We start from the raw sequence: 26122 nt of genomic DNA on the forward strand, positions 1-26122 counted from the left end.
CTCAGTCGTCCACGATGTCGTTGAAGTCCTGCTCGTTTCGCTCCGCACGACGCACGAACACCCAACCGGTCGTCAACAGCAAGGGATACACGGCGCCGCCCATCACGAGCCACGGCAACCGGATGCCAAGGACCGCGACCTCCGACAGCGTCGGGAAGAGATGCGTCAGCAGCGGCACCGCACACAGGAGCCCGGCTGCGACGACGGCAAGGCGAATCGCCAGTCCCAACTGCGCGCGAACGAGACCGCGGATCATGGCGTCACCGACTTCGGTCTGTTCCTGCACCTCCACCCGTGTTCGCACGATCCGTGCGCCACTACGTTGCGCCAACACAACGCGCTCACGCTGCGGAGGATCGGACTGCGACGTCACCGCGACAACCAACTCTGCTTGGGCGCACGAACCAGTCGATCCTTGAGTTCACGGGTGTGTCTGCGACTGACCGGAAGCTCGACGGGAGGCTTGTCGCCGTGCGGGCGCAGACAGACCACCAATCCACTGCCTACTGTGCGGATGCCGGTGACCAGCGCCAGAGATACCAGGTAGGAGCGGTGCACACGCAAGAAGCCCGCGTCGGCCCAGCGTGATTCGAGCGTCGAGATCGGGATGCGCACCAGGTGCGACTTTCCAGCGGTGTGCAAACGCGCGTAGTCCCCGTCGGCTTCCACCCACTCCACCGAGGAACGCTGAACGAGCGTCGTGACACCGCCCAGTTCCACCGGGATCACCTCGTCCGTGGGCGCAGCTTCGGGTTTGCTCTCACTCTTGGTGCGCCCGGCGAGCCCCACGATCCGCTGAACGGCCTGAGCGAGACGCTCCTCCCGGAGCGGTTTGAGTAGGTAGTCGACGGCGCCGAGATCGAATGCGTCAACCGCTCGATCGTCGTGCGCTGTCACGAACACCACGGGCGGTGGCGTCGCGAAATTGGAGAGGATGCCGGCCAGTTCGAGACCGTCGAGTCCGGGCATGTTGATGTCGAGAAACACCGCGTCGATGCTTCCACCGCGCAGTATCCGCAACGCTGTCGTCGCATCCGATGCCGTGTGAACGTGCGCCACCGAGTCCTCGGCGCGCAGCAAGAAGGCCAGCTCGTCGAGGGCTGGTTTCTCGTCGTCGACGGCAAGGACGGTCAGCTGGGCATCAGTGTCAGTCTCGTTCACAACAGGTCCATGTTCCCACGACGGTTTCAGCCTGATCATCGAAGGCGAGAATCAGACGTGAATACCCTGCTTGAACTTGGGAACACGCATGCTGACCTTCGTACCGGCACCCGGCGCTGTCTCCACCACGAGTCCGTAGTCATTGCCGAACGCGGCACGAAGTCTGTCGTCGACGTTGGCCAAACCGACGTGAGCAGCTTCTCGTGCGCTGGGTCGCCCCGATCCCGACTCGATGGCGTCGAGCGAACCGGAGCGCAGTAGTTCGGGGTCCATCCCCACACCGTCGTCCTCGACGCTGATGATGCAGTCCGGTCCCTCGTCCGCAGCCACGATGCTCACGGTCCCGCCCTCCGGCTTACTCGAAATGCCGTGACGAACCGCGTTCTCGACCAGCGGCTGGAGGGCAAGGAAAGGAAGAACCACGTTGAGCACTTCGGGTGCTATCTGAAGGCGGACGTTCAGAGCCTCCCCGAATCGCGCGCGTTCGAGGGTCAGGTAACGATCGATGTTGCGCAACTCGTCGGCAAGCAGGGTGAACTCACCCGCAGATCGGAACGAGTACCGCGTGAAGTCCGCGAACTCGAGGATCAGTTCTCTGGCCCGCGCCGGATCGGTTCGAACAAACGATGCGACCGTGTTGAGCGCGTTGTAGATGAAATGAGGACTGATCTGTGCGCGCAGGGCACGCACTTCGGCTCGATCCAACAGGGCTCTGGACGCGTCGAGGTCGGCGAGTTCGATCTGACTGCAGGCATATCGTGCGACCTCGGTGACCGCTCCGAGCATTCCCGGCCACGGGTCCTTGCTGGTGACGATTCCCAGTACGCCGACCACGCCGATGTCCTCGATCAGCAGGGGCTGAGCGATCAGCGCTCGCACATGGTGATCGCTCGGTCCGCGCACCAGGTCCGAGTGCGTGACGAGTACCCGGCGTTCGCCTTCGATCGCACGAATGGCGGCGTCATGGAATTGTTCGGACAACGCTTCGTGACGGCCGTCCCACGCCAACAGGTTTCCCGACGCGTCTGCCAGGCCCAGACCGGAGCCGCCGGTCAGCTCGCGTAGGTGAGGCGCCGCCTCGGCGGCCGAATTCTCGTCGAGTCCACGCCGAAGTGGCCGCGCGGCAAGCGAAGCCGTATGGAGAGCGGCATGGACTGCACGTTCGGTGGGGGTGGTCACCTCACGTCTGGTGCGCATCCACACAGCCGTCAGCGCCCCGGCCACTGCGAGAATCAGCACGCTGAGAAGCGCGACCACGGCCGGACTCAAGGCGAGTCCTCGTCCAGTTTCCGTATCAGTGTTTTCGGAGCCACCGTGCGGTACGCATCTTCGACGACGTCGGCTACGTCGTTCCAGAATTTCTCGTCCTCGGTCTCGTCGGCACTCGGAACGTCGAGGTACACGCCGATCCATCCCCGGCCACCCACGTACGGAGGGACGAAGAACCTCGACGGGTCACGACTGACCCAATCTGCCTGCGCCCCAGGTGGGGCCGCGGCCCAGATCGCGACGCGATCGTCGTGGTGGTGATCTGCCATGGTGACGAACTGCGGCGCCTTGCGCACGAACCACGACGCTTCACCGTGGCTGACCCGCTCGGTCGCCTCCGGCAATGCCAGTGCAAGAGCGCGGATTCGCTCCAACGGCGTCATCGATTCACGACCCGCAGGTATTCGGTGCCGGAACACCTGCAAATCGATCCTTCACCCACGCGACAGCTCCCGGCACAGCGGCGCCGTCCGCATGACCTTCACCCGGTCGCGCCTGGAATTCGATGACGTCACCGTCGGCGCAGGCGCGTTCGACTGCCGCCTCGGTCCATTCCGGACGGATCAGGTTGTCATTGGTACCGACGACTACGTACATCGGACCGCTCGCGCGTTGACGGGGAAGAGCAACATCGCTGAGCCACGCGTGAATTCGGTCCGCATCCTCGGCGGTAGCCGGCCGCGTGTCGGCGGGCGTCACCTTTCCGACCAGACCCAACTTCTCCGTCGCCCGAGAGGTCAGGCACGAGGTGAGCAGGTCGTAGTTCTGCTCGAATGCGCCGCGCACGTAGTCGGTTCGTTCGAGGTCCGGATGGGTGAGGGACAGCCCTTCGAGTACATAGGGCAGCAGCAGTTGCTGAGGCAGTGACAGATTCACCTCGGAATCACTCGAGATGATCGGCGAGATGTCCGCTGCCGGGGACAGGTTTGCTGCACCGACGAATTCGAGTCCGTCGCCGTAGGTGTCGGCTTCCTCGGCTGCCGCCCAGGATGCCTGCCCGCCTTGGGACAGCCCCAGAGTTGCCCAACGAGTCGAGGTGTCCGGAACGACGTTGCGCGCCGCTCGAACCGCGTCGATGACGTTGAACGACGCGGTGTCCGGTTGCAGGTAAGGATGCGGGTCCGGAGTGCCGAGGCCCTCGAAGTCGGAGACAGCGACCACGTATCCCGAGTCGAGGAACGGCGCGACCAGGCCGATCGTGCCGAACAGGGTCGGCGAGGCCGACGGCGCGCAGTCGTCCGAAATACCCGTCGTGCCATGGCCGATGGAGACGATCGGCCAACCGCCCTCCGGCGGAGTTCCAGGCGGCGTGAACACCGTTCCCGACACCTGAGTCTCTCGGCCGTCGATACCGGAGGTGGAGCCGTACAGGATTTTCACCGCGCTTGCTCCGGACGCCGCCACTTCGGCTGTGCTGGTGAAGGGTTCACTGTCGAACACGACGCCACGTTGCGCACTGCTCTCGACCGACGGGGTTGTCGTGGTCGAGGTGTCGGTGACGGAGACATCCGGCGAGGCATCCGATCCGCAGCCGACGCTCACGAGAAGTGCGCTCGCCACCACGACTCCCCAGACTGCGCGAACCCTCGAACTCCGAACAGTCATACGCAGTGTTCCCCTCTATTTGCCTGCACCGCTACCTGCTCGGCGACGCCTGACACGTTCCTCTGCTGCGGCCTCTTCGATGTCGAGTCCTTCCAATACGGTACGCAATACCTCGTCGTCGAGATCTCCGTCGTCACGTGCGGCGATCAGCGCAACTCGTTGCGAGCGCAGTGACTGATGCCGGAACTTGTCGAACAGAGCTCCCGCATTCCACAAGGCGGCCTCGCGATCGGCGTCCTCGTCGACCTCCTGGAGTTGAAGCCTCGCCTGCATCGAGCGTCGTACGCGTTCGACGATCGCCTGCAGTTCCTTCCCGTCGATCCCCGGCGGAGGGTGCGCGGCCGCGTCTGCCAACGCCTTCTCTCCCGCCTTGCGAGAAATGTTGCGGGCCAACTCCATCTGTTCCTGCGTGCGCAACTGCTCGTAAGGATCCGCGACGTCGAGGCGACGGATCATGAACGGCAAGGTAGATCCCTGGATGAGCAATGTCCCGACCGCGACGATGAACGCGATCGCCTGGATGACGCCGCGTCCGGGGAACGGCTCGCCGGACGAGAGTGCAAACGGGATACCGCCGGCCGCAGCAAGAGTGACGACGCCGCGCATTCCCGCCCACGAGACCACCAGATTCTGTTTCCACGTCAGTTGATTCTCGCGATCACGGCGCAGGGTTACACCGAATCGCACACGCGAGTAGCTCAGGAACAGCCACACCGGCCGAATCACGATGACAACGGCCAGGACTGCGAGACCGTACGCGAACACGTGAAGCACCGGAAGTCCGTCGGCGACAACATCGTCGATCACGAAGCTCAGCTGGAGCCCCATGTACGCGAAGACGAACATCTCGAGAAGAGTGTCCAGGCTCGACCACACCGAGCGCTCCTGCAATCGCGTCATGATCGACGCGTCCGTCGAATAGTGCCCGATCACCAGACCAGCGACCACAACGGCCAGAACACCGGACGCGTGTAGTTCTTCGGCGGCCAGGTAGGCAGCGAACGGAAGCACCAACCCCAAGCCGGTTTCCAGTGGAGAGTCGTACATGCGGGCACGAACGAACTTGACGACAAACGCGAGCACCAAGCCGACGACAACGCCGCCGATCACTTCGTACGCGAAGAACAACAGGGGCGAATCGGTGGCAATTCGCGTTCCGGTCACTGCTGCGACGGCGACGGTGAAGAGCGTGAGCGCGGTGGCGTCGTTGACGAGCCCCTCGCCCGTCAGGATGGCTATCACCCGTTTCGGGAGCCCGAGCTTCTGACCGACCGCCACCGCGCTGACGGCGTCGGTCGGCGCGATCACGGCCCCGAGCACCAGGGCGGCGCCGATCGTGAACTCGGGCACCATCCATTCGGCGAAGAAGGCAACCACGAACGCCGTCACCAACACCATTCCGACGCCGAGGCGCAGGATCGGGGCCAAGTTGCGTTTGAAGGTCGCCACCGAGAATTTCAGAGCGGCCGAGTAGAGAAGCGGCGGCAGGACCACACCGAGAATGACGTGAGGATCGAGTTCCGGCCGCGGCATACCGGGTATGAAGGATGCGACCGAACCTACCGTCACCAAAACCAGCGGAGCCTGCAGGTTTCGTCGATTGGACAGCCCGGTGACTGCGATGGCGGCAATGACGACCAGCAGAATCCAGGTGAAGTTCACGCGTTCATTCTGCCCGCCGACCCTGGGAGTTCACCCAGCGGACGCACAGAAGCCCGCAACCTTTTCGGTGACGGGCCTCTGAGCAACGGTGCTACCGAAAAACGGTATGCCGAATCCGGTATTACTGCTTTTCGGGAACAGCCTTCTTGGCGGCCTCAGCTGCCTTGTCGATCTGATCGCCGTACTTGTTGCCGGTCTTGTCGTCGGCGATGTCGGCGACCTTGTCGATAGCGTCGTGAACCTTGTCGGAGTTCTCCGCTGCGAGCTCCTGGCCCTTTTCGACCAATCCCTTGACGTTGTCCAAGAAACCCATGTCCGTGTCCTCTCCCGGTGCTGACGCACATCCTTCGGCGGAATCGTTCCTCCGCGCCCTTCGATTCTCACAGGTCGACGGCCTCTGCGCCAGAAAGCAGGTCCGTGCGTTCGAGCCGTGCGCAACTCGAGGTGGCGTTAACCCGCCAATAGCTGATTGACCACCCATCGACATCGACAGGTGCCCGGTTTGAATGCAGGACTGCGCGGGACGGGGAGCGACCCCTACCCCACGCGTGAACTGCTGTCCCGGTGGTGGTCGGATCGCACCGATTACACCTGGCTCCCCCGATTCCTCGACACTCGCGGGCTGACCGTTCCCGGACGCAAATTAGTCGCGGTGTGGTGTTTTCTCTTCGCCCTGATCGCGGCGACCATGCAGTTGAGCCGCTTCGGTTCCGACACCGCCCTGGCGCGGTCGATCTTCGCCCTCGGAACTATCAGTGGCGCCTATGCGGGCTACCGCTGGGCGCGTAATGAATCGTGGCCAACTTGGCGACAATCCGTGGCCTTTGTCGTCTGGGCCGACCTGTGGCTCGCCGTCACTCTCTTCTTCGCCGTACGCACCGCTTTCGTCGGAACCATCGGCTGCATCTTGTTCATCATGATCGGCTTCTATGCGGCGATAGTTCACAGCCCTCGCGTTGCCATCAGCCACATCGGTTGGGCTCTTGCTGTCTGCACGACGCTCGCTGCCATGGCGATGTCCGAGCCGGTCAACGACGACTGGGTGGTCGTGAATCTCTATCTGATGGTTGCCGGTGTGGTTTTCTCCACCGCGTGGATTCTGCAGATCGTCTGGCTGCGCCTGACCGACGACGCACGCAACGCCCACCGGGACTACCTCACCGCGACACTCAATCGCCGCGGACTCCAGGACGAGGCACAGCATCTGCTGCGCAGTGATCGAACGCAGGCTCTGATCGCACTACTCATCGACGTCGACTCGTTCAAAAACCTCAACGACACGCACGGGCACGTCGCGGGCGACGACGCGTTGACCGCTGTCGCCGACCGCCTCATCGCTGCCGCCGGCCCCGATGCGGTGGTGGCTCGAATCGGTGGAGACGAGTTCGTCGTCCTGCGCGGAGTCGATCGAGGAGATATCGAGCAGGTCGCCACCGAGATACATTCGGCGGTTTCGTCCGACTCCGATCCCTATCCTGTGTCCGCCAGTACCGGCGTCAGTGTCTATCTGAGTCCCGAGACGGACTTACCGGATCGGGCTGTCAACGAACTGATCGAGCACGCAGACAATGCGATGTACCGAGCCAAGAAGCGCGGCGGCGATCGCATTGCCTGGGTGCAGATGTTCAGGCGCTGAAACTACTCACTCACTGTGGGCATGGTGATGCTCGCCGGGCAGGTCGTCGGGTGTCGCGAACATCTTTCGTTTCTCCCCGTGCAGGCGTGCGCTGATCCACCACGAGAGTTCCACGAGTACAACGCCGATCGCGCCGAGGGTGATCGCGAGCGTCGTCGCAGCGACGTTGCTCGGATCCAGTTTGAAGAACTCGCGGGTGAACGGCAGCGCGAACAGGATGAGGTATCCGGCCACCGACCCGCCGATCAGAACGAGCTTCCACCAGACGTACGGCCGAGCCACGACGGCCAGAACCCACACGGCGATCATGATCAACGTGATGAGCGCACTGGTTCCGGCCTGGATCTTCTGGGTTTCCGTCTGGTCCGGGCCTTGGTAAGCCAATACGTAGGAGATGAACGTGGTGATGCCGATGATCAGGCCCGACGGCAACGCCAGACGCATCACGCGCGAGACGAAACCGGTTCGCGCGCGCTCGTTGTTGGGTGCCAGAGACAAGATGAAGGCCGGGATACCGATCGTGAACCACGCTGCGATCGTGACGTGGCGGGGCAGGAACGGGTACGGCAGCGGTTCGAAGTCGAAGACCTGGGACAGGACGCCGGTGATGCCGATCAGGAACGCAAGCACCACCGAGTAGACGGTCTTGGTCAGGAACAGATTCGACACACGCTCGATGTTGCCGATCACTCGGCGGCCTTCCGCGACGACGTACGGGAGCGTCGCGAACTTGTTGTCCAGCAGCACGATCTGGGCCACGGCTCGGGTAGCCGGGCTGCCCGAACCCATCGAGACTCCGATGTCGGCGTCCTTGAGGGCGAGCACGTCGTTGACGCCGTCACCGGTCATCGCGACGGTATGTCCGCGAGACTGCAAGGCCGCGACCATTTCCCGCTTCTGATCCGGTCGCACTCGACCGAACGTCGTTGCTCCGTCGAGAGTGTCCGCCAGCTTTTCCTGATCGCTCGGCAGCTCTCGCGCGTCGATGGGACGGTCGCCGCCTTCGAGTCCGAGGGATCCGGCAACGGCGCCGACGGAAACCGCGTTGTCGCCGGAAATGACCTTGACCGCGACCTTCTGGCTGGCGAAGTACTCCAACGTCTCCTGGGCGTCCGGGCGCACTTTCTGCTCGAGCACGACCAGAGCTTCGGGGGTGACGGTGCCAGGGGCGTCGGCGTCGTCGACGGGGAGGTCGCTGCTGCCGAGCATGAGGACACGAAGTCCGCTCGAACCCACTTCCTCGGCCTTGCGGGCCATTTCCGAGTCGGGATCGAGCAGCACGTCCGGGGCACCGAGTACCCAGTTGCCGTGACTGCCGTACGACTGGCCGCTCCACTTCTTCGCCGAGGAGAACGGCGCCACCGCTGTCGCTTCGCCCCACCCGGAGTCGTCGGAGAGAGACTCGCGAATCGCCAGGACACTCGCGTTGGGGCGAGGGTCGGACGCGGCCATCGCGCTCAACGCGGACTTGACCGCAGTCTCCCCCGATCCACCCGGTGCGACGTCGACCTCGGACAGCCGCATACCGTTCTCGGTCAGCGTTCCGGTCTTGTCCGCGCACACCACGTCGACACGAGCCAGACCCTCGATCGCCGGCAACTCCTGAACGAGGCACTGGCGCTTGCCCAACCGGATCACACCGACCGCAAATGCAATGGACGTCATGAGCACAAGGCCTTCGGGAACCATCGGAACCAGAGCTGCCACCATGCCGTTGAGTGCCGGTCGGATCGGCAGGCCGATCGTGAAGAGCTGATTGAAGATGATCAGCGCACCCGCCGGAATCATCAGGTAGGTGATGAACTTCAGGATCTTGTCGATGCCGCTGCGCAGTTCGGAATGCACGAGGGTGAACTTGCTCGCCTCTTCGGCCAGCTTGGCCGCGTATGCATCGCCGCCGACCTTGGTGGCGCGGTATGCACCGCTGCCCGCGGCAACAAAACTGCCCGACAACACTTGCTGGCCACTCGCCTTGTGAACCGGATCGGCCTCACCGGTGAGCAGCGATTCGTCGACCTCGAGTGCAGCCGAACTGACCACCTCACCGTCGACGACTATCTGGTCACCGGATCCGAGTTCGATAATATCGTCGAGCACAACATCTTTGGGCGCCATCGCCACGGCGACGCCGTCACGCCTGACCATGGGCTTGGCCTGACTCACGATGGCCAGAGCGTCGAGCGTGCGCTTGGCGCGGATCTCCTGGATGATGCCGATACCGCTGTTCGCGATGATCAGCAGTCCGAACATGCCGTCGATGATCGAACCCGTCGCGAGCACGATCACCAACAACACGGTCAGGATCGCGTTGATGCGAGTGAAGACGTTGCCGCGAATGATGTCCTTGACCGAGCGGGACGCCCGGTCCGGTACATCGTTGGTTTGTCCCGACGCGATCCTTGCTGCAACCTGATCGGCGGTCAGACCGCGGGCGACGTCGACGTCGTCCGGCAATCGCTCAGGCGCTACCGCCACTGCTGTCTCTTCTGAACTGGTGTGCTCGTGAGCCATGGTCAAAGATTACGCACCCGGAGCAACTAATCAGGGTGCGACTCGACAGGCAACCACGTCCGCGACACTTCGCCGCTCAGCCCAGCGGTATCCACCACTTCGACGGCGGTGTCGGTGACAACGCGTCGATCCTGCCGCCCGGCATCGGGACCGACACTGTTGTGCCCGCATCTGCAGCCGACTCGTCGAGGCGAATGATCGGCTCCGACCACGAGTGAAACGCGAGGTTGAACGTCGCCCAGTGAATCGGGACGAAGACACCGCGCGACCCGTCGCCCTTGTTGAGGTCGATGTGCGTCTGCACTGCCTCTTCCGGATTCATGTGGATGTCCGGCCAGCGCACGTCGTACGCACCGACGGGGAGAAGCGTCAGATCGAAAGGCCCATAGGTTTCACCCAGCTGTTCGAAACGCGATGTGTATCCGCTGTCACCACCGAAGAAGACCCGGTGCTTCGGCCCGGCGAATACCCACGACGCCCACTGCGTCGTGTTCCGGACGAGGCCACGACCGGAGAAGTGACGAGCCTCCGTGCACGTGAGGACCAGGTCGTCGATTTTTGTCGACTCGTCCCAGTCCAATTCCACGATCCGGTTCTCGGGCACCTTCCAGTGCCGCAGGTGAGCCCCGATACCGATCGGCACGACGAACGGAGCGGTCTGTGTACGAGTCAGGGTCTTGACCGTAGCCATGTCGAGATGGTCGTAGTGATCGTGAGAGATGACTATCGCATCCACTGCAGGCAGTTCGGTCAAAGCCACCGGAGTGGGGTGCATGCGCGCGGGACCTACTGTGGCCGAGGGTGATACGCGTTCACTCCACACCGGATCGGCGAGAACGCGGTAGCCGTCGACCTCGACGAGAACGCTCGAATGGCCGTACCACGTCACCGCCGCGTCGCCGGCTGCCGCCGGTGCCAGCGGAGTGGCCAACGGAATCGGCCGACGCGGCCGACCCGTCGACCCTCGCGTGGCCATCGACTTGAACATTCCGACATCGGTGCCCGGAACCAGTGTGCTGCTGGGCTCCGAGTTGTGGAACTGGCGGTCCCGGTATCGCGGGGACATCGCCGCATACGGTTGCACCGTGTTTCGCGAGGCCCCGATCTGCGTCGGGATGCCCCATGCGGCTCGCGCCACCCACCCCGTCGCCGCGGCAACAGCAGCAACTCCGAGAACCGTCGTCTTCTTCATTCAGACGAGCGTAGCCACTATCTGCCCTGCGTGCCCGGCGCCTGTTTTCCCTGCAACCAGCTTTACTTACCCTTGAATACGGGAGGGCGGTTCTCGATGCGGGCAGCGCGGGCTTCCTGGACGTCCTCGCTGAGCCAGGCGGCGTGAAGCGCGTCGAGCTGCTCGGGAGACTGCTCCTCCATGGTGCCGTCGTCGTTGAGAACCATCTTCATGTGCCGCAACGACAGCGGTGCGAGATTCGCGATGCGGTGTGCCCATTCTTGAGCGTCGTCGAGGGTTCCGATTTTGTTGGCGAGGCCGCGAGTGAAGGCTTCTTCGGCGCCGATCTGTTCGATGCCGAGCAAAATGGTGCGCGCGGGACCGCCGCCGACCAGCGACGCGAGCCGACGCATCGTCCACTTGTCCACCGAGACACCGAGGGTGGCGGCCGGGATTCCGAAGCGAGCGCTCGGCGCCACGACGCGAAGATCCGACGCGATGGCCAGTTGCGTGCCCGCGCCTATAGCCGGACCGTTGACGGCAGCGATGACGGGGATGGGCGCCGTGTCGATAGAGCGAAGCATCTCGAACAGGCGATCGGTGAAGCCCTCCATGTAGACGTCGCCGGAGAGGTCCGCGCCTGCACAGAACGCCGATCCCTCACCGGTGATGACGACGACGTGCGCGTGCTCGGCTACCGCCGCGTTCATCGCGTCCCGTATTGCGATGCAGAGTTCCGCGCTGAGCGCATTACGACGCTCGTGACGCTGCAACTCGATGGTCACGACGTTGCCGTCACGGGAGAACCCGATCATGTCCGCTCACTTTCGTTTCTGGAAGGCTCGACACAGGGATGTTCCGAGGCGCCGATACCGTCCGCATACTTCTCTGCAGCTAAGTTCTGTACATCAGGAGGTTAGATTACCGATGAGTACAGACGACCTTGCCGCACAGCAACCACACCCGGTTGACGTGGTGGTGATCGGCGCCGGACAGGCCGGACTCTCCGCCGCCTACTACCTGCGCAAGTTCGGAATCGAGCCCGAATCGGGGTTCGTGGTGCTCGATCATGCGTCGGGGCCGGGCGGGGCGTGGCAGTTCCGTTGGCCGAGCCTGACACTGAGCACCGTCAACGGCGTCCATGACCTCCCGGGAATGTCCTTCGCGGCAACCACCGGTACAGACGCCGAACAGGTGCCTGCATCGGTGGCGGTCCCCCACTACTTCGAACTGTACGAAAAGCAATTCGAACTTCCCGTCCACCGCCCGGTACACACGCGAGTGGTGTGTCCGAGGGAAGAGCGCCTGCGGATCGAGACCGACCAGGGAGTATTCGCGGCGCGAGGCTTGATCAACGCGACGGGGACCTGGGAGCGGCCCTTCATCCCCCACTATCGCGGGGCCGAGTCGTTCCGTGGCCGACAACTGCACACGAAGGACTATCGAACCGCTGCCGAGTTCGAAGGCAAACATGTCGTCGTGGTCGGCGGCGGGATCTCGGCCGTCCAACTGCTCGACGAGATCTCACGCGTCACGACCACTACCTGGGTGACGCGGCGCGAACCCGAGTTCCGCGACGAGCCGTTCACGCCGGACATCGGCCGCGCTGCGGTTGCCATGGTCGAAGATCGTGTACGACGCGGCCTGCCACCGGGATCCGTTGTCTCGGTGACCGGCCTCCCGGTAACGCCTGCCATCCGGGCAGCGCGAGAGCGTGGTGTGATGAATCGACTGCCGATGTTCTCCGAAATTCTTCCGAACGGCGTGAAGTGGGCCGACGGTACCGTCGCCGACGCCGATGTCATCTTGTGGTGCACCGGTTTTCGTAGCTCACTCGATCACCTGGCGCCGTTGCACCTGCGCGGACCGGGTGGCGGAATCCCGATGACCGGGCGCCTCGCCACGCAGGTCGAAGCCGACCCTCGCGTGCACCTGGTGGGATACGGACCGTCGTCGTCGACGATCGGAGCCAACCGCGCCGGCCAAGCGGCAGCGCGCGAACTGACCGCGTACCTGGGAATCGGCGAATGAACAGAATCCTTGTTCCGGGCGAAACCTGCTGGCGCATCGAACCGGCGGACAATCTTGCCTGCATCGTCGACGCCGCTGACTACTTTCATCATGCGAAGTCCGCAATGCTGCAAGCTGAGAAGCGAATCATGTTGATCGGCTGGGACTTCGACACGCGCATCAAACTCGAACCAGGCAAGCAGACTCTCGACGGCCCCAACCGGTTGGGAATGTTCCTCCGCTGGCTCGTCCGCGAGAAACCCGACCTCGAAATCCTCGTACTCAAATGGAACATCGGCGCGTTCACCGCAATCGGCCGCGGCATGACTCCCGTCTTCGTGTCCAACTGGCTGACCGACGAGCGCCTACGGTTCGAGATCGACGGCGCCCACCCGGTTGGTGCGGCGCACCATCAGAAAATCATCGTCATCGACGACGCTCTGGCGTTCTGCGGCGGCATCGACATGACTGTGGACCGCTGGGACACCTCGGATCACGTCGACCGAAACGATTATCGAATCACGCCGAGCGGAAGGCGTTACGGCCCTTGGCATGACGCAACCACGGCGGTCGACGGCAATGCGGCTGCGGCCATCGGCGAATTGGCGCGGGCACGCTGGAAATCCGCAACCGGCGAGGATCTGACACCGGTCAAGAGCACTACGACTCCATGGCCCGTCAATTTGGCTCCCACCTTGCGGGTGGTCGACGTAGCCGTCGCCAGAACATTGCCGGAACTCGGCGAGCGCACGGAGGTTCGTGAGATCGAGGCGCTGTATCTCGCGGCCATCGCCGGCGCCGAACACACGCTGTACATCGAAAGCCAGTACCTCGCCTCACGCACGCTGGCCGAGGCGATTGCCGCGCGTCTACGTGAGGCCGACGGGCCGGAAATCGTTCTGGTCATTCCCCGCAATGCCGATGGATGGCTCGAACAAAAGGCGATGGACGGGGCACGCCACGACCTGCTGCATTTGCTGTGGTCGGCCGATATCCACGACCGTTTCGGTGCGTTTTATCCCGTGACCTCTTCTGGCGCACCTATTTACGTACACGCCAAGGTTCTCGTGATGGACGATCGCCTCCTGCGAATCGGGTCGTCGAATCTCAACAACCGTTCGATGGGCTTCGACACCGAGTGCGACATCGCCGTCGAATCCGACGACGACGCAGATGTCGAGTTGCGCGCCTCGATCATCGGATTGAGGCGCCACCTACTCAGCGAGCACCTCGACGTCACCGAGGAAGAAGTCGACGACGCGTTGGGCGAGCAGTCACTGTTGTCGACGGTTCGCGCTCTCTCGACCTCCGACGCTCGCAGTCTGCGCGAATTCGACCGGAACACAGTCGACGGCGAAGACCACGTGCTCGCTGAAAATGCACTGATGGATCCCGAGCGCACGCCGCCCAGACTGAGCGATCGAATCGAAGGATTGCGCCGCCTGCTCGGCAAACGCTGAGACTCTAGAACACGCGCACGCAGTGCCCGGTTGCCAGCGCGAGTTCGACGAGCGTTGCACCGTGAACACTCGGGACGAGCGCGAGGAGAAACGTATCGCTGTCGCTGTCGAGCCAGGCAAGTGAAACGCCCGTATCGGTGATGTTGTCGCCGATACGGGCGAGAAGCGATTCGAGTCCGGCAGCTTGATCGAAGGCCACGACAAGACTGTCCGACCACTCCCACGATCCCGCCGGCGCCGACGTGAGCACTCGCAGCTGACCCAGAACCTCGGCAGCATCCTCGTTCCAGTCCACCCAGACCAGGCGTTCTTGTTCGTGCAATGCGTCGACGAGAGCAAACCACGCCATTTCCGGGTGTGGCTTCTCGAGCGTCTGTGAGTACAACTCGTTCTGTACTTCGACATACCGTTCCGGTTGGTCGATCGCGAGAGTCACACGATCGATGACAACAGCGCTGTCAGGGGCGAGCAGTTCGGCGATCGCGCGCAACGCGTCGCGAGCAGTTCCACTCACTATGGCTCCAAGTTCAATTCGGTCATCGGTGCGGTTTCCACATTCTGACATGCGTGTGCGCCTCGTTCGGACGTGTCCTCGATGTCGGGACACGAGCCAGATGCTTGCCGTGAGTTCCGCGAATTCCCGGGCAGCACTACTCGCCGAGCTACCAAATTGGACTATCCGGCTATCCCATTCGCCGCACTTGTCCGTTTACCCTTTCACCTGGCCTTACAATCCGGATATAGTCATCGGCGATCCAAGAAGCCAACTGGGATGTAGCGAGCCAGCGAACAGTCTGTTACCGTTCAGCTAACTACCCCTTCTGGTCAAACCGGATCGAAGGGGTTCGGGCAATGACCCACGGGGGGTTGACGTGAAGGGGCCATGTTCCGCATGAAACACGATTCACACACGACAACCTCTTGGTGGTCGATCGGCGAATGGCGCCTGGGATGGAAGGTCATCGCCGTTCTCGCATTGCCGATGATCGTCGCCGTCGTCCTCGGAGCCCTTCGCGTTCAGACGGAACTCGAAGAAGCCGCACAGCTGAGTTCCTCGTCCGAGCGCGCCCTCGCTGTGCCCGCCGCGATCAATCTCGAATCCGCGCTGTACGAGCTCGCCGAAGCCGCATCGGCACGCACTGACACCGGCCCCGCCACACAAGCGGTTTCGGACGCAATGGATCAACTGGTCGACGCCGCGCGCGCGTTCCAGTCCGACGACGATCTCAACGACCAAGTGACTTCGGCGCTCGCAGAGAGCCGTTCCATCACGGAGGAGGTCGCCGCCGGCGCGGTGGCTCCCGCACGCTTGGTTTCGCGGGTCGGCGAAGTCTCTCGCGCACTCTCGAGCACCTTCACCAGCGTCGTCGAGCATTCTCAGCGTCCGGCGCTGCGCGAAGAGGGTGGCCGACTCTCAGCACTCTGGGATGCGCGACGAGCACTGGCCGAACAACGAATCCTCTTCGGCTCAGGTGATCCGGACCAGCAGGCTCGTACCTCGATGGTCAGTGCCGCCGGTGCCGAACTGGTCGCTCTGAACAACATTCTCGCCATCGACGGGAGCAACGACACCGTCCGGACCCTCAGCAACTCCGCTCAGAACCGGATCAACGCACTCGGATCAACCCCGTCGACCTCTCCTCTGGGGAGCCGCGTCGGTACCGATCTGAAATCCGGAAACGACCAGTACAACAGCCTGACCGACACCACCGTCACCGAGTTCGGCGATACCGTCACCGCTGAATCCAATGCAGCACGAACCGCAGCACTTCGTGACACTGCAATCGTGCTCGGCGCGGTCCTGCTGGCACTGGCCATCGCCCTCGTCATCAGCCGATCGCTCATCGATCCGATCCGTCGGCTGCGATTTTCCGCATTGCAAGCAGCACGACGCGGACTCCCCGACGCGATCGAACGAATTCGCGCAGGTGCCAGTATCGACGACGTCGACTTCGCCCGTGTACCGATCCGCACCCACGAGGAAATCGGCGAGCTTGCACGCGCGGTGGACGACATGCACGGTCAGGCCATCACGCTGGCCGGCGAGCAGGCCACCCTGCGGCGCCAGGTCAACGACATGTTCGAAACGCTGTCGAGGCGTAACAAGTCCCTCGTCGACCAGCAACTCGGTTTGATCGAACAGTTGGAGCAGGACGAAGACGACCCTCGTCGCCTCGAGAATCTGTTCCGGCTCGACCACATCGCCGCGAGAATGCGTAGAAACGGCGACAACTTGTTGGTTCTCGCCGGAACCGATGTACGCCGCGCCAGAACCGCCCCCGTCGCTCTCGGCGATATCCTTCGTGCGGCGGTATCAGGCGTCGAGGAATATCGACGCGTCGAACTCGGGCAGATACCGCCCGGAGTCGTCACCGGTCATGCTGCCCCGGACGTCGTTCACCTCATCGCTGAACTGCTCGACAATTCTCTGCGGTACTCCCCGCCGGAGACCACCGTCTCCATCAACGCTGCCCGCACCATCGACGGCTCCATGATCGTCGAGATCGCAGATCTCGGTATCGGCATGTCGCCTGCCGATATCCTCGATGCCAACGAGCGCCTCGCCGCCGGCGGCGAGATGAGCGCGGATACAGCGCGTCGCATGGGTTTGTTCGTCGTGAGCCGAATCAGTCGTCGCTACAACATCTCTGTGCGCCTGCGCCCGACGGCAACGTCGTCGACGCACAGCGGCATCACCGCAACGGTGCTCCTACCGACGTCGATACTCGATTCTTCTCGGGGACCCGAGATCCGCACGCCGCGAACCGGACCCGTGCCCACGCTCGATCGGACTCCGCCGCCCGCACCGTCTGAACCGTCCTGGTCACAGCCCGTCCCGACCGAATTGGCACCCCCGCAGCCTGCGACCAGAAGTTTCGCAGATCTCCCGCGTCGAACGCCCAGCAACAGCACCGACCGGACTGAGACGTTCGCCCCGATCACACCGCAATCCATTCCCACGACAACAGCGCCTTCGGGGTTGCCACGTCGCACTCCGGGCACAAGTGGAGTACCGGCGGTCAGTACCTCGACTCCGACCACTGCTGCACCCGCCACCTCCGTGTCGTCCTTCGCTCCTCTGCCCGATCCCGAAGGCACAAGCGCATCGACGTCCCTTCCCGTGCGTACTCCTTCGCCGGAATTCACCTCGCCGGCACAGGGTCCCGAGATCCCGGTGGGTCCACACCCGTCGACAACCCCGCCGCCACGGCACCGGCTCTCAGCCCCGACGCCGACAAACACTGCGGCGTTCTTCTCCTCGCGCACCCGTGACGGGCTCTCTGCTCGCGCATCGGCGCGCGCTGACGGCGCGGGAGACGGCAACTCGAACGGCGTACTCGCTGCCCCGACCACGATGCCGATTTTCGCCCGGATGGTGTCCGAGTGGCTCGTGGACCCGACGGCGGAGACGTCAGCTGCTTCCACCGGCAGTGCGTGGACCACCGACGCGGATCAAGGCTGGCTGGCCGCTCGGACCTCGTTCGAGATGCCGGTCACCAAGATCGCCGATTCCGGACTTCCCATTCGAGACCGCGGAGCCCGCCTGGTTCCCGGCGCAGTCGGGAGAGGTGGAACGACACAGCGCCATGCATCCAATCCGGCGGACGTCCAACGTGGTTGGAGCAGTTACCAATCCGGAGTACAACGAGGGCGTCGGCGCGCTGCCGACCATCAGCCCGATGGCGGACAGTCTTTCGAATCGTCCACGATGTTGCACAACGATGAAGGAGAACAGTGAACACTGTCGGAGCCCAAGAGACTCCCCGCGCACTCGACTGGCTGGTATCGGCTTTTGCCCGAGACGTGCCGGGTGTGAGTCACGCGATCATCGTCTCAGCCGACGGGTTGTTGACGGCCTCGAGCACACATCTTCCGCTCGATCGGGCCGATCAATTAGCCGCTGTCACTTCCGGACTCGCCAGCCTGTCCGCGGGGGCGTCACGCCTCTTCGACGGTGGAGCCGTCATGCAGTCCGTCGTCGAGATGGAGAACGGCTACCTGCTTCTCATGGGCGTCGGTAGTGGCGCTTACCTTGCCGCTCTCGCTGTCGCCGGATGCGACATCGGCCAGATCGGTTACGAAATGGCGACTCTCGTCGATCGCGTCGGCACCACCATGGACATTGCCCCGAGAACATCGCAGGGTATTTGAGTTCGATGCCTCACCATCAATCCGAGTACGACGACGCCGAACCGAGCTTGGTCCGGCCGTACGCGCTCACCGAAGGTCGGACCCTGCCGTCCATCGACCTCCCACTCGAAGCGATCATCGCGACGATCGAAGACGCGGTCTCGAACAATCTTGCACCGCAGGATATTCGTGCATCGATCGTCGCACTCTGCGAGCAGCGGATCTCGGTTGCCGAGATCGCTGCCCACCTGGGTGTTCCGATCGGAGTCGTGCGGGTACTGGTCGCCGACCTCGTAGTAGCCGGATCACTGGAAATACATGCCACTCTGCGAAGCGACGCATCTCGAGTCGAGCGACGCGAACTGATCGAAAGGACCCTCAGTGGACTTCGGGCACTCTGACTCATCGTCTCGCGTGAAATCGACAAAAATCGTGATCGCCGGGGGTTTCGGTGTTGGCAAGACAACACTTGTGGGGACCGTCTCCGAAATCGTCCCCCTTCGCACGGAGGCCATGGTCACCGACGCCAGCGACGGTATCGACAATCTCGGATCCACTCCCGACAAGAGCACCACGACCGTCGCGATGGACTTCGGGCGCATCACTCTCGCCGACGACCTGGTCCTCTATCTGTTCGGAACCCCGGGACAGCGCCGCTTCTGGTTCATGTGGGACGACCTGATCACCGGTGCGATCGGTGCGGTCATTCTGGTCGACACGCGTCGCCTGGAAGACAGCTTCGCCGCAGTCGACTTCTTCGAGGCGCGAGGCCTCCCGTTCATCGTGGCGGTCAACCGTTTCGACGGCGCACCAATCCATTCGGCGAGCGATCTCCGCCAGGCGTTGGCTCTACCCAACCGGGTTCCCATGATCGAGATCGACGCCCGAAACCGCGAATCAGCCAAACGCGCGCTGATCGCCGTCACCGAATACTCCCTCGAACGACTTGCAGCTGAAGCAGTCGTCTAGATGAATCACCAGATGCGAATCGTCGCCGAAAGGAACTGGCATGTCGGATGAAATGCACCATTTCTCGATGGGAATCTGGCTGCTCGGACTCGCCTACGTCGTGTCCGTGGTCGGGTCGGTAGTCGGCCTGGCGTGCACCAGGCATTCAGCGTCGGCGACGACAACCGCCACACGCATGCGATGGCTCGCCATGGCTGCCTTGTCGATCGGTGGCGTCGCCATCTGGCTCATGCATTTCATCGCCATGCTCGGCTTCGCGGTCCCCGGCAGTCCCATTCGATACAACCTCGGATGGACCGTGATCTCCGCGATCATCTCAGTAGGGGCCGTGTTTGTCGGCCTGCTGATCATCGGGACCGAATTTCGCTGGACGCGGCTTCTGATCGGGGGCGTGGTAACCGGTCTCGCCGTGAACATCATGCATTACACGGGTATGCGCGCCTTGCGCTTTCAGGGCGAGATCCACTACGACCTGCTCTTCGTTGCACTGTCGGTTCTCATCGCAGTCGTCGCCGGAACCGCTGCACTGTGGTTCACCATGGTGCTCGAGTCCACGATTCTGCGTTTTGTCGCCGGAATCATCATGGGCATCGCTGTCGTCGGTATGCACTACACCGGAATGGCCGCTGTCGAGGTTGTTCACGACGCGGCAGCCCCGGCGCCACAGGGACTCGAAGTGTTCTCGTTCCTCTTCCCTGTCTTCGTTCTCGGCCTGCTGGCGTTGGCAGTTCCGATTGTCGCAGTGCTGACAGCACCCAACCGCGCGACGGCACGAATGGAATCCGCCGCCGACGATCTGGCGTTCGAAGCACGAGAGTTCGCGATCTCGAACTGAGCGAGTACGGGGCGAGTACGGGGCGAGTTCACGTAAATCGACAACGCCCCGTACATTTCGGGGATGGTGGATGCCGGACACAACCCCCAGCCATCGACTCGCGCAACGCTGGTCGTGATCGGTGGTTTGCCGGCCACCGGCAAGTCGACGATCGCGCGGGCGCTTGCGCAGCGTCACCAAATCCCCTTCGTGCGGATCGATACCATCGAAAAGGCGCTGATCCGCAGCGGTATCGCTGACGCGTCCGGGACCGCCGGATACATCACCGGGTACGCGCTCGCCGCCGAACAATTGCGACTGGGACTTTCGGTCGTGGTCGAATGCGTCAACCCCGTCGAGGCGACACGAACCGCCTGGTCCGCTACCGCACAACATAATTCGGCGCGCCTGCTCGGTGTCGAGGTCATCTGTTCGGATCCCGACGAGCATCGCAGACGCGCTGAACGGCGAGTCGTCGACATCCCGGATCTCGTACTACCGACGTGGCAGGAAATTCTGGATCGAGACTACGAGCCGTGGACTACGGAACGGCTGGTGCTCGACACCGCAATCATGGACCCCGACAGTGCAGTACGACGCATCACAGCCAAGATGCTGTAGCGTGCGAGCTGCTCACAAGGTGAGAACGAAGAATGCGCTGTTCGGGTCTTCGCGGTAGTTCCCGAACGGTGGACAAGGCACGAACCCGAATTTCGCGTACAACCGGCGAGCTGGATCGAAGAACTCTTGCGTACCGGTCTCCAATTCGAGTTGCCGGTAACCTCGTTGTCTCGACTCGTCCACGACGTGTTGAAGAAGTCGCGTTCCCACGCCACGCCCCCTTGCTGCCGATGACGTTCGCATCGACTTGATCTCGCCGCCGGCCGACGACCGTTCCTTGAGTGCGACGCAACCGAGTAACTCGTCACCTTCGCTCCACAGCGTCCACATGGTCACAGAGCTATCCATCAGCCCCGTGACGTCCAGCGCGTGAACGCTGTCCGCGGGCGAGGTCGCGTGCATGTCGGCGAGATGTTCGGTGAGTAGAGCACGGACCGCATCCCGACTCAGGTCGTCAATTTCGATTCGCACAGATCCTCACTGTCCTCTTCGCTTCCGGCAGTACCGAATGAAAGTATGACTGTCCTTCACTTCGCCGAAGGCTTGGCCCGAACGTGGATGCGTTCTCCTTGGGGGCCGAACAGACTCAGTACCTCGACCGGGCCGCGCCCGTCACTGCCGAACCAATGCGGGTTTCGGGTGTCGAATTCAGCAGCTTCACCCGTACCCATCACGATGTCGTGATCGGCCAACACCAACCGCAACCTCCCCGACAGCACGTACAGCCATTCGTAGCCGTCGTGCACTTGGGGATCCGGTTCCGTCTGGCTTGCCGGGATGGTCATCTTGAATGCCTGCAACCCACCCGGTTGCCGAGTCAGCGGCAATACCGTTCGCCCACTGACGCTTCGAGGCGCACTCTGGATGCGTGGATCGGCGACCTGCGGTGCCGCCACCAGTTGGTCCAACGGCACTTGGTGGGCAAGCGCGATCGGAAGCAGCAACTCCAAGCTCGGGCGACGCTCCCCCGCTTCGAGCCTCGACAGGGTGCTCTTCGAAATACCGGTGGACTCGGACAGCGCTGTGAGCGTGACGTTCCTCTGTGTACGAATGCGTTTGAGGCGCGCGCCGATCTGCGAGATGGCGGCATCGATGTGCGGACCGTTGACATTCATGGTGCCGAGTCTGACGACGATTCCCAGAAATGGCAACATTAGTTGCTGAAGAACCCCCTCCGCGAGCAATCTGTGCTCATGCGAACACACACTGAAACTGAGATCCTCGACGCCGTGATCGTCGGCGGTGGCGCCGCCGGACTCAGCGCAGCCCTGGTGTTGGGTCGTGCTCGGCGCTCGGCCGCCGTCATCGATTCCGGCAAACCGCGCAACGCACCGGCAGCACACATGCACGGCTTCCTCTCGCGCGACGGCATGGCGCCACGTGAGTTGCTCGCCGTCGGACGCAGCGAATTGCAGACGTACGGAGTGGAATTGACACAAGATGACGTAGTCGACATCTCCTGGCGCGGTATCGAACCCGGCTTTGTCGTCGAACTTTCAGGAGGCACGACGCTCGAAACTCGTACTGTGCTGGTTGCCACCGGTCTACGGGATTCACTCCCGGAAATACCAGGCATCCAGGAGCTTTGGGGACAAAGCGTGCTCCATTGCCCGTACTGCCATGCGTACGAGATCAGCGACCAACCGATCGGCGTTCTCGGCGGCGACGCTCGCGAGATGTCACTTCACCAGGCGTTTCTACTCCGACAGTGGTCGTCGGATGTGACGTTCTTCCCCGACAAGATCTCGCTCACCCCCGACGAACGCGCGCGACTGGCTGCCCGAGGAGTGACGGTTGCCGACGGATCGGTATCTGGATTGGTCTGCGAGAAAAGCAAACTGAAAGCCGTCGAACTCGACAACGGCCAACTTGTTGCGCGCTCAGCACTGTTCGTTGCGCCGCGTTTCGTTCCGAACGACGCACATCTGACGCGACTCGGCTGCAAAACCAGCCCCACGGGATTCGTGGCTGTCGATCGTTCCGGCGCCACCAGTGTTCCTGGTATCTGGGGCGCCGGCAACGTCGTCGACCCTCGCGCCCAGGTAATCAATGCTGCGGCGGCAGGTTCGACCGCGGCAATCGCGATCAACGGATATCTGGTCGAGCAAGATGTCGAATCGGCTCTTCGTTCGACCGAGCCGGAAGGGGGCTTCTCGGCGACCGTGGAGCAACGCGTCTGCGAGTTGAACGGCGGCAGCGCCCTCCACGGCATGTGACCGAGGTGTCTACGTCGCGGGGCCGCCGTGCAACTTCTCGTAGGCGGCCTTCTCGGCGTCGTGGCGCGAGATCTTCTTCGGGTTCTCGAGGTCGGAAGGCAAACCGTGACGCTCGAGGCGACGCGACCTGTTCTGAGCCATGTAGGAGACCGAATAGAACAGCGCCAGAAGCACTCCGAGCAGCACCATCGACGCCCGCAGGGCCCACGGCCCAGGGAAGAGCATGAAGGCCGCGAACACTGGAATGAACGGCACCATGCTTCGGATCAGGTGACGCGGCACGGCCCAGTCACCGATCAGGTCGTTTCGTACCCAGTCCTGCATCGAATCGGGCAGCTTGCGCCCCACTGAATAACCCAACCACTGAAGAGGATTCGGGCTCGTACGTTGCTTTTTGGAAGTCACGGAAGTCACCTGTTCGGTACGCATCGACGGTACTGACGCAGTCATCACGTTTTTTTCGGATGCAGTCATCACATTTCTCTCATTGGTCCAAGGCTCCGGCGCGGAGCGCGGCCTCGTTGACCCGCGTCAGAACGTTGTGGAGTTCTTCGAGTTCGGCGAGGCTGACGCCGAGCTTCGCGACAACCGCCGGCGGGATCTTCTCCGCCTCCGCGCGCAGTGCCACACCGGCTTCGGTGAGGTCCACGTCCAGTTGCCGTTCGTCGGCGCGGCTACGGGTTCGCGTGATCAGCCCGGACGCCTCGAGTCGCTTGAGGAGCGGCGACAGCGTCGGCGAATCGAGTTGCAGTGCCTGCCCGATTTCCTTGACCGCCATCGGCGACTTTCCCCACAGTGCCAGCATCACCAGGTACTGGGGATGCGTGAGGCCCATCGGCTCGAGCAGTGGCCGGTAGACGGACAGCACCGCCCGGTTCGCGACCGCAAGTGCAAAGCGCACCTGCCGGTCGAGAGCCAGCGGATCATCCATCTGCGTCTGCGGAGCCTTCGTCGTCATGACTCCGATGTTATCAGATTAATTAGTGCAGCAACTATTATTGCACTAATCAATCTGGCGACGATCGTCACTCTTCTCCAACGTCGACGTGGGTTGCCCGGTGAGACCCACGTGCGCTTCCGCCCTCATTCGCTCCACCATGTGCGGGTAGTGCAGCTCGAACGCCGGACGCTCACTGCGGATGCGCGGCAACTCGGTGAAGTTGTGACGCGGCGGCGGGCAGGTGGTTGCCCACTCCAGCGAGTTTCCGTAACCCCACGGATCGTCGACGGTGACAACTTCGCCGTAGCGGTAGCTCTTGAAGACGTTCCAGATGAACGGAAGCGTCGAGGCACCGAGCACGAAGGCAAAGATCGTGGACACCGAGTTCAGAACCGTGAACCCGTCCGAGGGCAGGTAGTCGGCATAGCGACGCGGCATCCCCTCGCCGCCGAGCCAGTGCTGAACGAGGAACGTGCCGTGGAAACCGACGAACGTGGTCCAGAAGTGCCACTTGCCGAGACGCTCGTCCATCATGCGACCGGTCATCTTCGGGAACCAGAAGTAGATACCGGCGTACGTGGCGAACACGACCGTACCGAAGACCACGTAATGGAAGTGGGCGACGACAAAATACGTGTCGGTGACATGGAAGTCGATCGGCGGGCTCGCGAGAATGACACCCGACAGACCACCGAACAGGAAGGTGATCAAGAAGCCGACCGAGAACAGCATCGGCGATTCGAAGGTCAACTGCCCCTTCCACATCGTGCCGATCCAGTTGAAGATCTTCACACCTGTCGGCACGGCGATCAGGAACGTCATGAACGAGAAGTACGGCAGGAGAACAGCACCCGTCGCGTACATGTGGTGAGCCCACACCGCGATCGACAGAGCTGAAATCGCCAGTGTCGCATAGACCAATCCGGTGTACCCGAAGATCGGCTTGCGGCTGAAGACCGGGAAGATCTCCGAGACGATACCGAAGAACGGCAGCGCGATGATGTACACCTCGGGGTGACCGAAGAACCAGAACAGGTGCTGCCACAACAGAACTCCACCCGACGCCGGGTCGAAGATGTGCCCACCGAGATGACGGTCGACGAACAGACCCATGAACGCAGCGGTCAAGAGCGGGAACGCCATCAAGATCAGAATGCTGGTGATGAAGATGTTCCACGTGAAGATGGACATCCGAAACATCGTCATACCTGGTGCGCGCAGGCAGATCACGGTGGTGATCATGTTGACCGCACCGAGAATGGTGCCGAGGCCACCGACCGTCAGACCGAAGACCCACAGGTCGGCGCCGACGCCGGGACTGTGCACCGCGCCCGACAACGGGGTGTACGCGGTCCAACCGAAGTCGGCAGCGCCGCCCGGCGTAAGGAATCCGCCGAGAACGATGAGACCACCAAAAGTGAAGAGCCAGAATCCGAATGCGTTCAGACGCGGGAACGCCACGTCCGGGGCACCGATCTGCAGCGGAAGTATGTAGTTCGCGAAGCCGAAAACGACGGGCGTCGCGTACAGCAGCAACATGATCGTGCCGTGCATGGTGAACAACTGGTTGAACTGCTCGTTCGAGAGGAACTGCATCCCGGGGACAGCCAGTTCCGCACGCATGAACAGGGCCATCAGGCCGCCGATCAGGAAGAACACGAAAGCCGTGATCATGTACATGATCCCGATCTTCTTGTGATCGGTGGTCTTGATCATGTCGAACATCCACGACCCCTTGGGATCACGGCGCTTCGGGTACGGCCGCTCCGGAATCGGCTCCAACTCTCCGGTCCGCTCGTCCGGCACCGTTGTCGTCATGCTCGCGCGTCCTCTTTCGTGCTCGATACCGCCTCAAGAACTTTCCGCACGACCATATCGCATGTTAATAGTTAATGCCCAAACTAAGTGTGGCCGACGTGAGCAACTATCGAAAACCGAACGTACGC

General features: G+C 62.6%; 26 protein-coding genes. 10 read left to right on the plus strand and 16 right to left on the minus strand.

From position 1 onward, the window contains the following. Position 1 precedes the first annotated feature (1 nt). From EHW12_RS22475 to EHW12_RS22505, 7 genes are all read right to left on the minus strand, one after another. The gene (locus EHW12_RS22475; RefSeq protein WP_003939880.1) at positions 2 to 373 is read right to left on the minus strand and encodes a membrane protein; all 372 of its coding nucleotides are present in this window, start codon (positions 371 to 373) and stop codon (positions 2 to 4) included. Further along, a complete protein-coding gene (locus EHW12_RS22480) occupies positions 370 to 1200 on the minus strand; it encodes a LytTR family DNA-binding domain-containing protein (RefSeq protein ID WP_202425847.1) in 831 nt (276 codons plus the stop codon). Before EHW12_RS22480 ends, EHW12_RS22475 begins: the two co-directional genes overlap by 4 nt. 12 nt (positions 1201 to 1212) lie before the next feature. Then, complete coding sequence (locus EHW12_RS22485; protein WP_125051788.1) at positions 1213 to 2430, minus strand: histidine kinase; 1218 nt, start codon at positions 2428 to 2430, stop codon at positions 1213 to 1215. Further along, the gene (locus EHW12_RS22490; RefSeq protein ID WP_007727762.1) at positions 2427 to 2813 is read right to left on the minus strand and encodes an MmcQ/YjbR family DNA-binding protein; all 387 of its coding nucleotides are present in this window, start codon (positions 2811 to 2813) and stop codon (positions 2427 to 2429) included. Before EHW12_RS22490 ends, EHW12_RS22485 begins: the two co-directional genes overlap by 4 nt. A gap of 4 nt (positions 2814 to 2817) precedes the next feature. Next, positions 2818 to 4035, minus strand: a complete 1218-nt coding sequence (locus EHW12_RS22495) for a lipase family protein (protein ID WP_125051790.1) — start codon at positions 4033 to 4035, stop codon at positions 2818 to 2820. A 15-nt stretch (positions 4036 to 4050) separates the two neighbouring features. Beyond that, entirely contained in the window at positions 4051 to 5697 is a 1647-nt protein-coding gene (locus EHW12_RS22500; protein WP_003939739.1) for a Na+/H+ antiporter, read from the minus strand. A 121-nt stretch (positions 5698 to 5818) separates the two neighbouring features. Beyond that, on the minus strand, positions 5819 to 6010 hold the full coding sequence (locus EHW12_RS22505) for an antitoxin (protein WP_003940164.1): 192 nt from the start codon (positions 6008 to 6010) through the stop codon (positions 5819 to 5821). Positions 6011 to 6190: 180 nt separating this feature from the next. Here EHW12_RS22505 and EHW12_RS22510 point away from each other — a divergent pair, with 180 nt between their 5' ends. Then, entirely contained in the window at positions 6191 to 7333 is a 1143-nt protein-coding gene (locus EHW12_RS22510) for a GGDEF domain-containing protein (RefSeq protein WP_003940053.1), read from the plus strand. 6 nt (positions 7334 to 7339) lie between these two features. Here EHW12_RS22510 and EHW12_RS22515 read toward each other — a convergent pair whose 3' ends face one another. The 3 genes from EHW12_RS22515 to EHW12_RS22525 all read right to left on the minus strand — a co-directional run bounded on the left by EHW12_RS22515 (position 7340) and on the right by EHW12_RS22525 (position 11830). After that, positions 7340 to 9844 (minus strand): cation-translocating P-type ATPase, encoded by a 2505-nt coding sequence (locus tag EHW12_RS22515; protein ID WP_003940410.1) that lies wholly within the window; start codon positions 9842 to 9844, stop codon positions 7340 to 7342. Positions 9845 to 9920: 76 nt separating this feature from the next. After that, on the minus strand, positions 9921 to 11036 hold the full coding sequence (locus tag EHW12_RS22520; RefSeq protein WP_007727770.1) for an MBL fold metallo-hydrolase: 1116 nt from the start codon (positions 11034 to 11036) through the stop codon (positions 9921 to 9923). Positions 11037 to 11098: 62 nt separating this feature from the next. Beyond that, complete coding sequence (locus tag EHW12_RS22525; RefSeq protein WP_003940192.1) at positions 11099 to 11830, minus strand: enoyl-CoA hydratase; 732 nt, start codon at positions 11828 to 11830, stop codon at positions 11099 to 11101. A 112-nt stretch (positions 11831 to 11942) separates the two neighbouring features. Between EHW12_RS22525 and EHW12_RS22530 the strand changes: the two genes are divergently transcribed. Both EHW12_RS22530 and EHW12_RS22535 read left to right on the plus strand, forming a co-directional pair. Then, complete coding sequence (locus EHW12_RS22530; RefSeq protein ID WP_125051792.1) at positions 11943 to 13046, plus strand: NAD(P)-binding domain-containing protein; 1104 nt, start codon at positions 11943 to 11945, stop codon at positions 13044 to 13046. Next, complete coding sequence (locus EHW12_RS22535; RefSeq protein WP_007727779.1) at positions 13043 to 14485, plus strand: phospholipase D-like domain-containing protein; 1443 nt, start codon at positions 13043 to 13045, stop codon at positions 14483 to 14485. Before EHW12_RS22530 ends, EHW12_RS22535 begins: the two co-directional genes overlap by 4 nt. Positions 14486 to 14489: 4 nt before the next feature. Here EHW12_RS22535 and EHW12_RS22540 read toward each other — a convergent pair whose 3' ends face one another. Beyond that, on the minus strand, positions 14490 to 14999 hold the full coding sequence (locus tag EHW12_RS22540) for a hypothetical protein (protein ID WP_007727783.1): 510 nt from the start codon (positions 14997 to 14999) through the stop codon (positions 14490 to 14492). A 378-nt stretch (positions 15000 to 15377) separates the two neighbouring features. Between EHW12_RS22540 and EHW12_RS22545 the strand changes: the two genes are divergently transcribed. The 6 genes from EHW12_RS22545 (at position 15378) to EHW12_RS22570 (ending at position 21020) form a co-directional block, all read left to right on the plus strand. Beyond that, positions 15378 to 18224, plus strand: a complete 2847-nt coding sequence (locus EHW12_RS22545; RefSeq protein WP_238565171.1) for an ATP-binding protein — start codon at positions 15378 to 15380, stop codon at positions 18222 to 18224. Further along, the gene (locus EHW12_RS22550; protein WP_003940329.1) at positions 18221 to 18637 is read left to right on the plus strand and encodes a roadblock/LC7 domain-containing protein; all 417 of its coding nucleotides are present in this window, start codon (positions 18221 to 18223) and stop codon (positions 18635 to 18637) included. The genes EHW12_RS22545 and EHW12_RS22550 overlap by 4 nt, the downstream gene beginning before the upstream one ends. A 5-nt stretch (positions 18638 to 18642) precedes the next feature. Beyond that, the gene (locus EHW12_RS22555) at positions 18643 to 19017 is read left to right on the plus strand and encodes a DUF742 domain-containing protein (RefSeq protein WP_007727785.1); all 375 of its coding nucleotides are present in this window, start codon (positions 18643 to 18645) and stop codon (positions 19015 to 19017) included. Continuing rightward, positions 18998 to 19585 carry an ATP/GTP-binding protein gene (locus EHW12_RS22560; protein ID WP_003940118.1) on the plus strand — a complete coding sequence of 196 codons (588 nt, stop codon included), beginning with the start codon at positions 18998 to 19000 and terminating at the stop codon, positions 19583 to 19585. Before EHW12_RS22555 ends, EHW12_RS22560 begins: the two co-directional genes overlap by 20 nt. Positions 19586 to 19625: 40 nt before the next feature. Continuing rightward, positions 19626 to 20420: an MHYT domain-containing protein gene (locus EHW12_RS22565; RefSeq protein WP_003939865.1), complete on the plus strand. Its 795-nt coding sequence runs from the start codon at positions 19626 to 19628 to the stop codon at positions 20418 to 20420. Positions 20421 to 20483: 63 nt separating this feature from the next. Next, a complete protein-coding gene (locus EHW12_RS22570; RefSeq protein ID WP_047272608.1) occupies positions 20484 to 21020 on the plus strand; it encodes an AAA family ATPase in 537 nt (178 codons plus the stop codon). Between the two features lie 12 nt (positions 21021 to 21032). Here EHW12_RS22570 and EHW12_RS22575 read toward each other — a convergent pair whose 3' ends face one another. Together EHW12_RS22575 and EHW12_RS22580 are read right to left on the minus strand one after the other, a co-directional pair. After that, positions 21033 to 21491 carry a GNAT family N-acetyltransferase gene (locus EHW12_RS22575; protein ID WP_042451126.1) on the minus strand — a complete coding sequence of 153 codons (459 nt, stop codon included), beginning with the start codon at positions 21489 to 21491 and terminating at the stop codon, positions 21033 to 21035. Positions 21492 to 21547: 56 nt separating this feature from the next. Then, positions 21548 to 22174 (minus strand): XRE family transcriptional regulator, encoded by a 627-nt coding sequence (locus EHW12_RS22580; RefSeq protein WP_003940282.1) that lies wholly within the window; start codon positions 22172 to 22174, stop codon positions 21548 to 21550. Positions 22175 to 22213: 39 nt separating this feature from the next. Here EHW12_RS22580 and EHW12_RS22585 point away from each other — a divergent pair, with 39 nt between their 5' ends. Then, positions 22214 to 23236, plus strand: coding sequence for an NAD(P)/FAD-dependent oxidoreductase (locus EHW12_RS22585; protein WP_047272609.1), 1023 nt, complete (start codon positions 22214 to 22216; stop codon positions 23234 to 23236). A gap of 9 nt (positions 23237 to 23245) precedes the next feature. Here the strand turns inward: EHW12_RS22585 and EHW12_RS22590 are convergent, their stop codons facing one another. Genes EHW12_RS22590 through ctaD form a run of 3 tightly spaced genes read right to left on the minus strand, consistent with a single transcriptional unit; the run spans position 23246 to position 25994 of the window. After that, complete coding sequence (locus EHW12_RS22590; protein ID WP_042451127.1) at positions 23246 to 23665, minus strand: DUF5313 family protein; 420 nt, start codon at positions 23663 to 23665, stop codon at positions 23246 to 23248. A gap of 55 nt (positions 23666 to 23720) precedes the next feature. Beyond that, entirely contained in the window at positions 23721 to 24194 is a 474-nt protein-coding gene (locus EHW12_RS22595) for a MarR family transcriptional regulator (protein WP_125051794.1), read from the minus strand. 45 nt (positions 24195 to 24239) lie between these two features. After that, positions 24240 to 25994: a cytochrome c oxidase subunit I gene (ctaD, locus tag EHW12_RS22600; RefSeq protein WP_046379038.1), complete on the minus strand. Its 1755-nt coding sequence runs from the start codon at positions 25992 to 25994 to the stop codon at positions 24240 to 24242. Positions 25995 to 26122: the final 128 nt, after the last annotated feature.

The sequence above is a fragment of the Rhodococcus sp. NJ-530 genome (genome assembly GCF_003860625.1).
GTDB lineage: Bacteria > Actinomycetota > Actinomycetes > Mycobacteriales > Mycobacteriaceae > Rhodococcus_F > Rhodococcus_F qingshengii.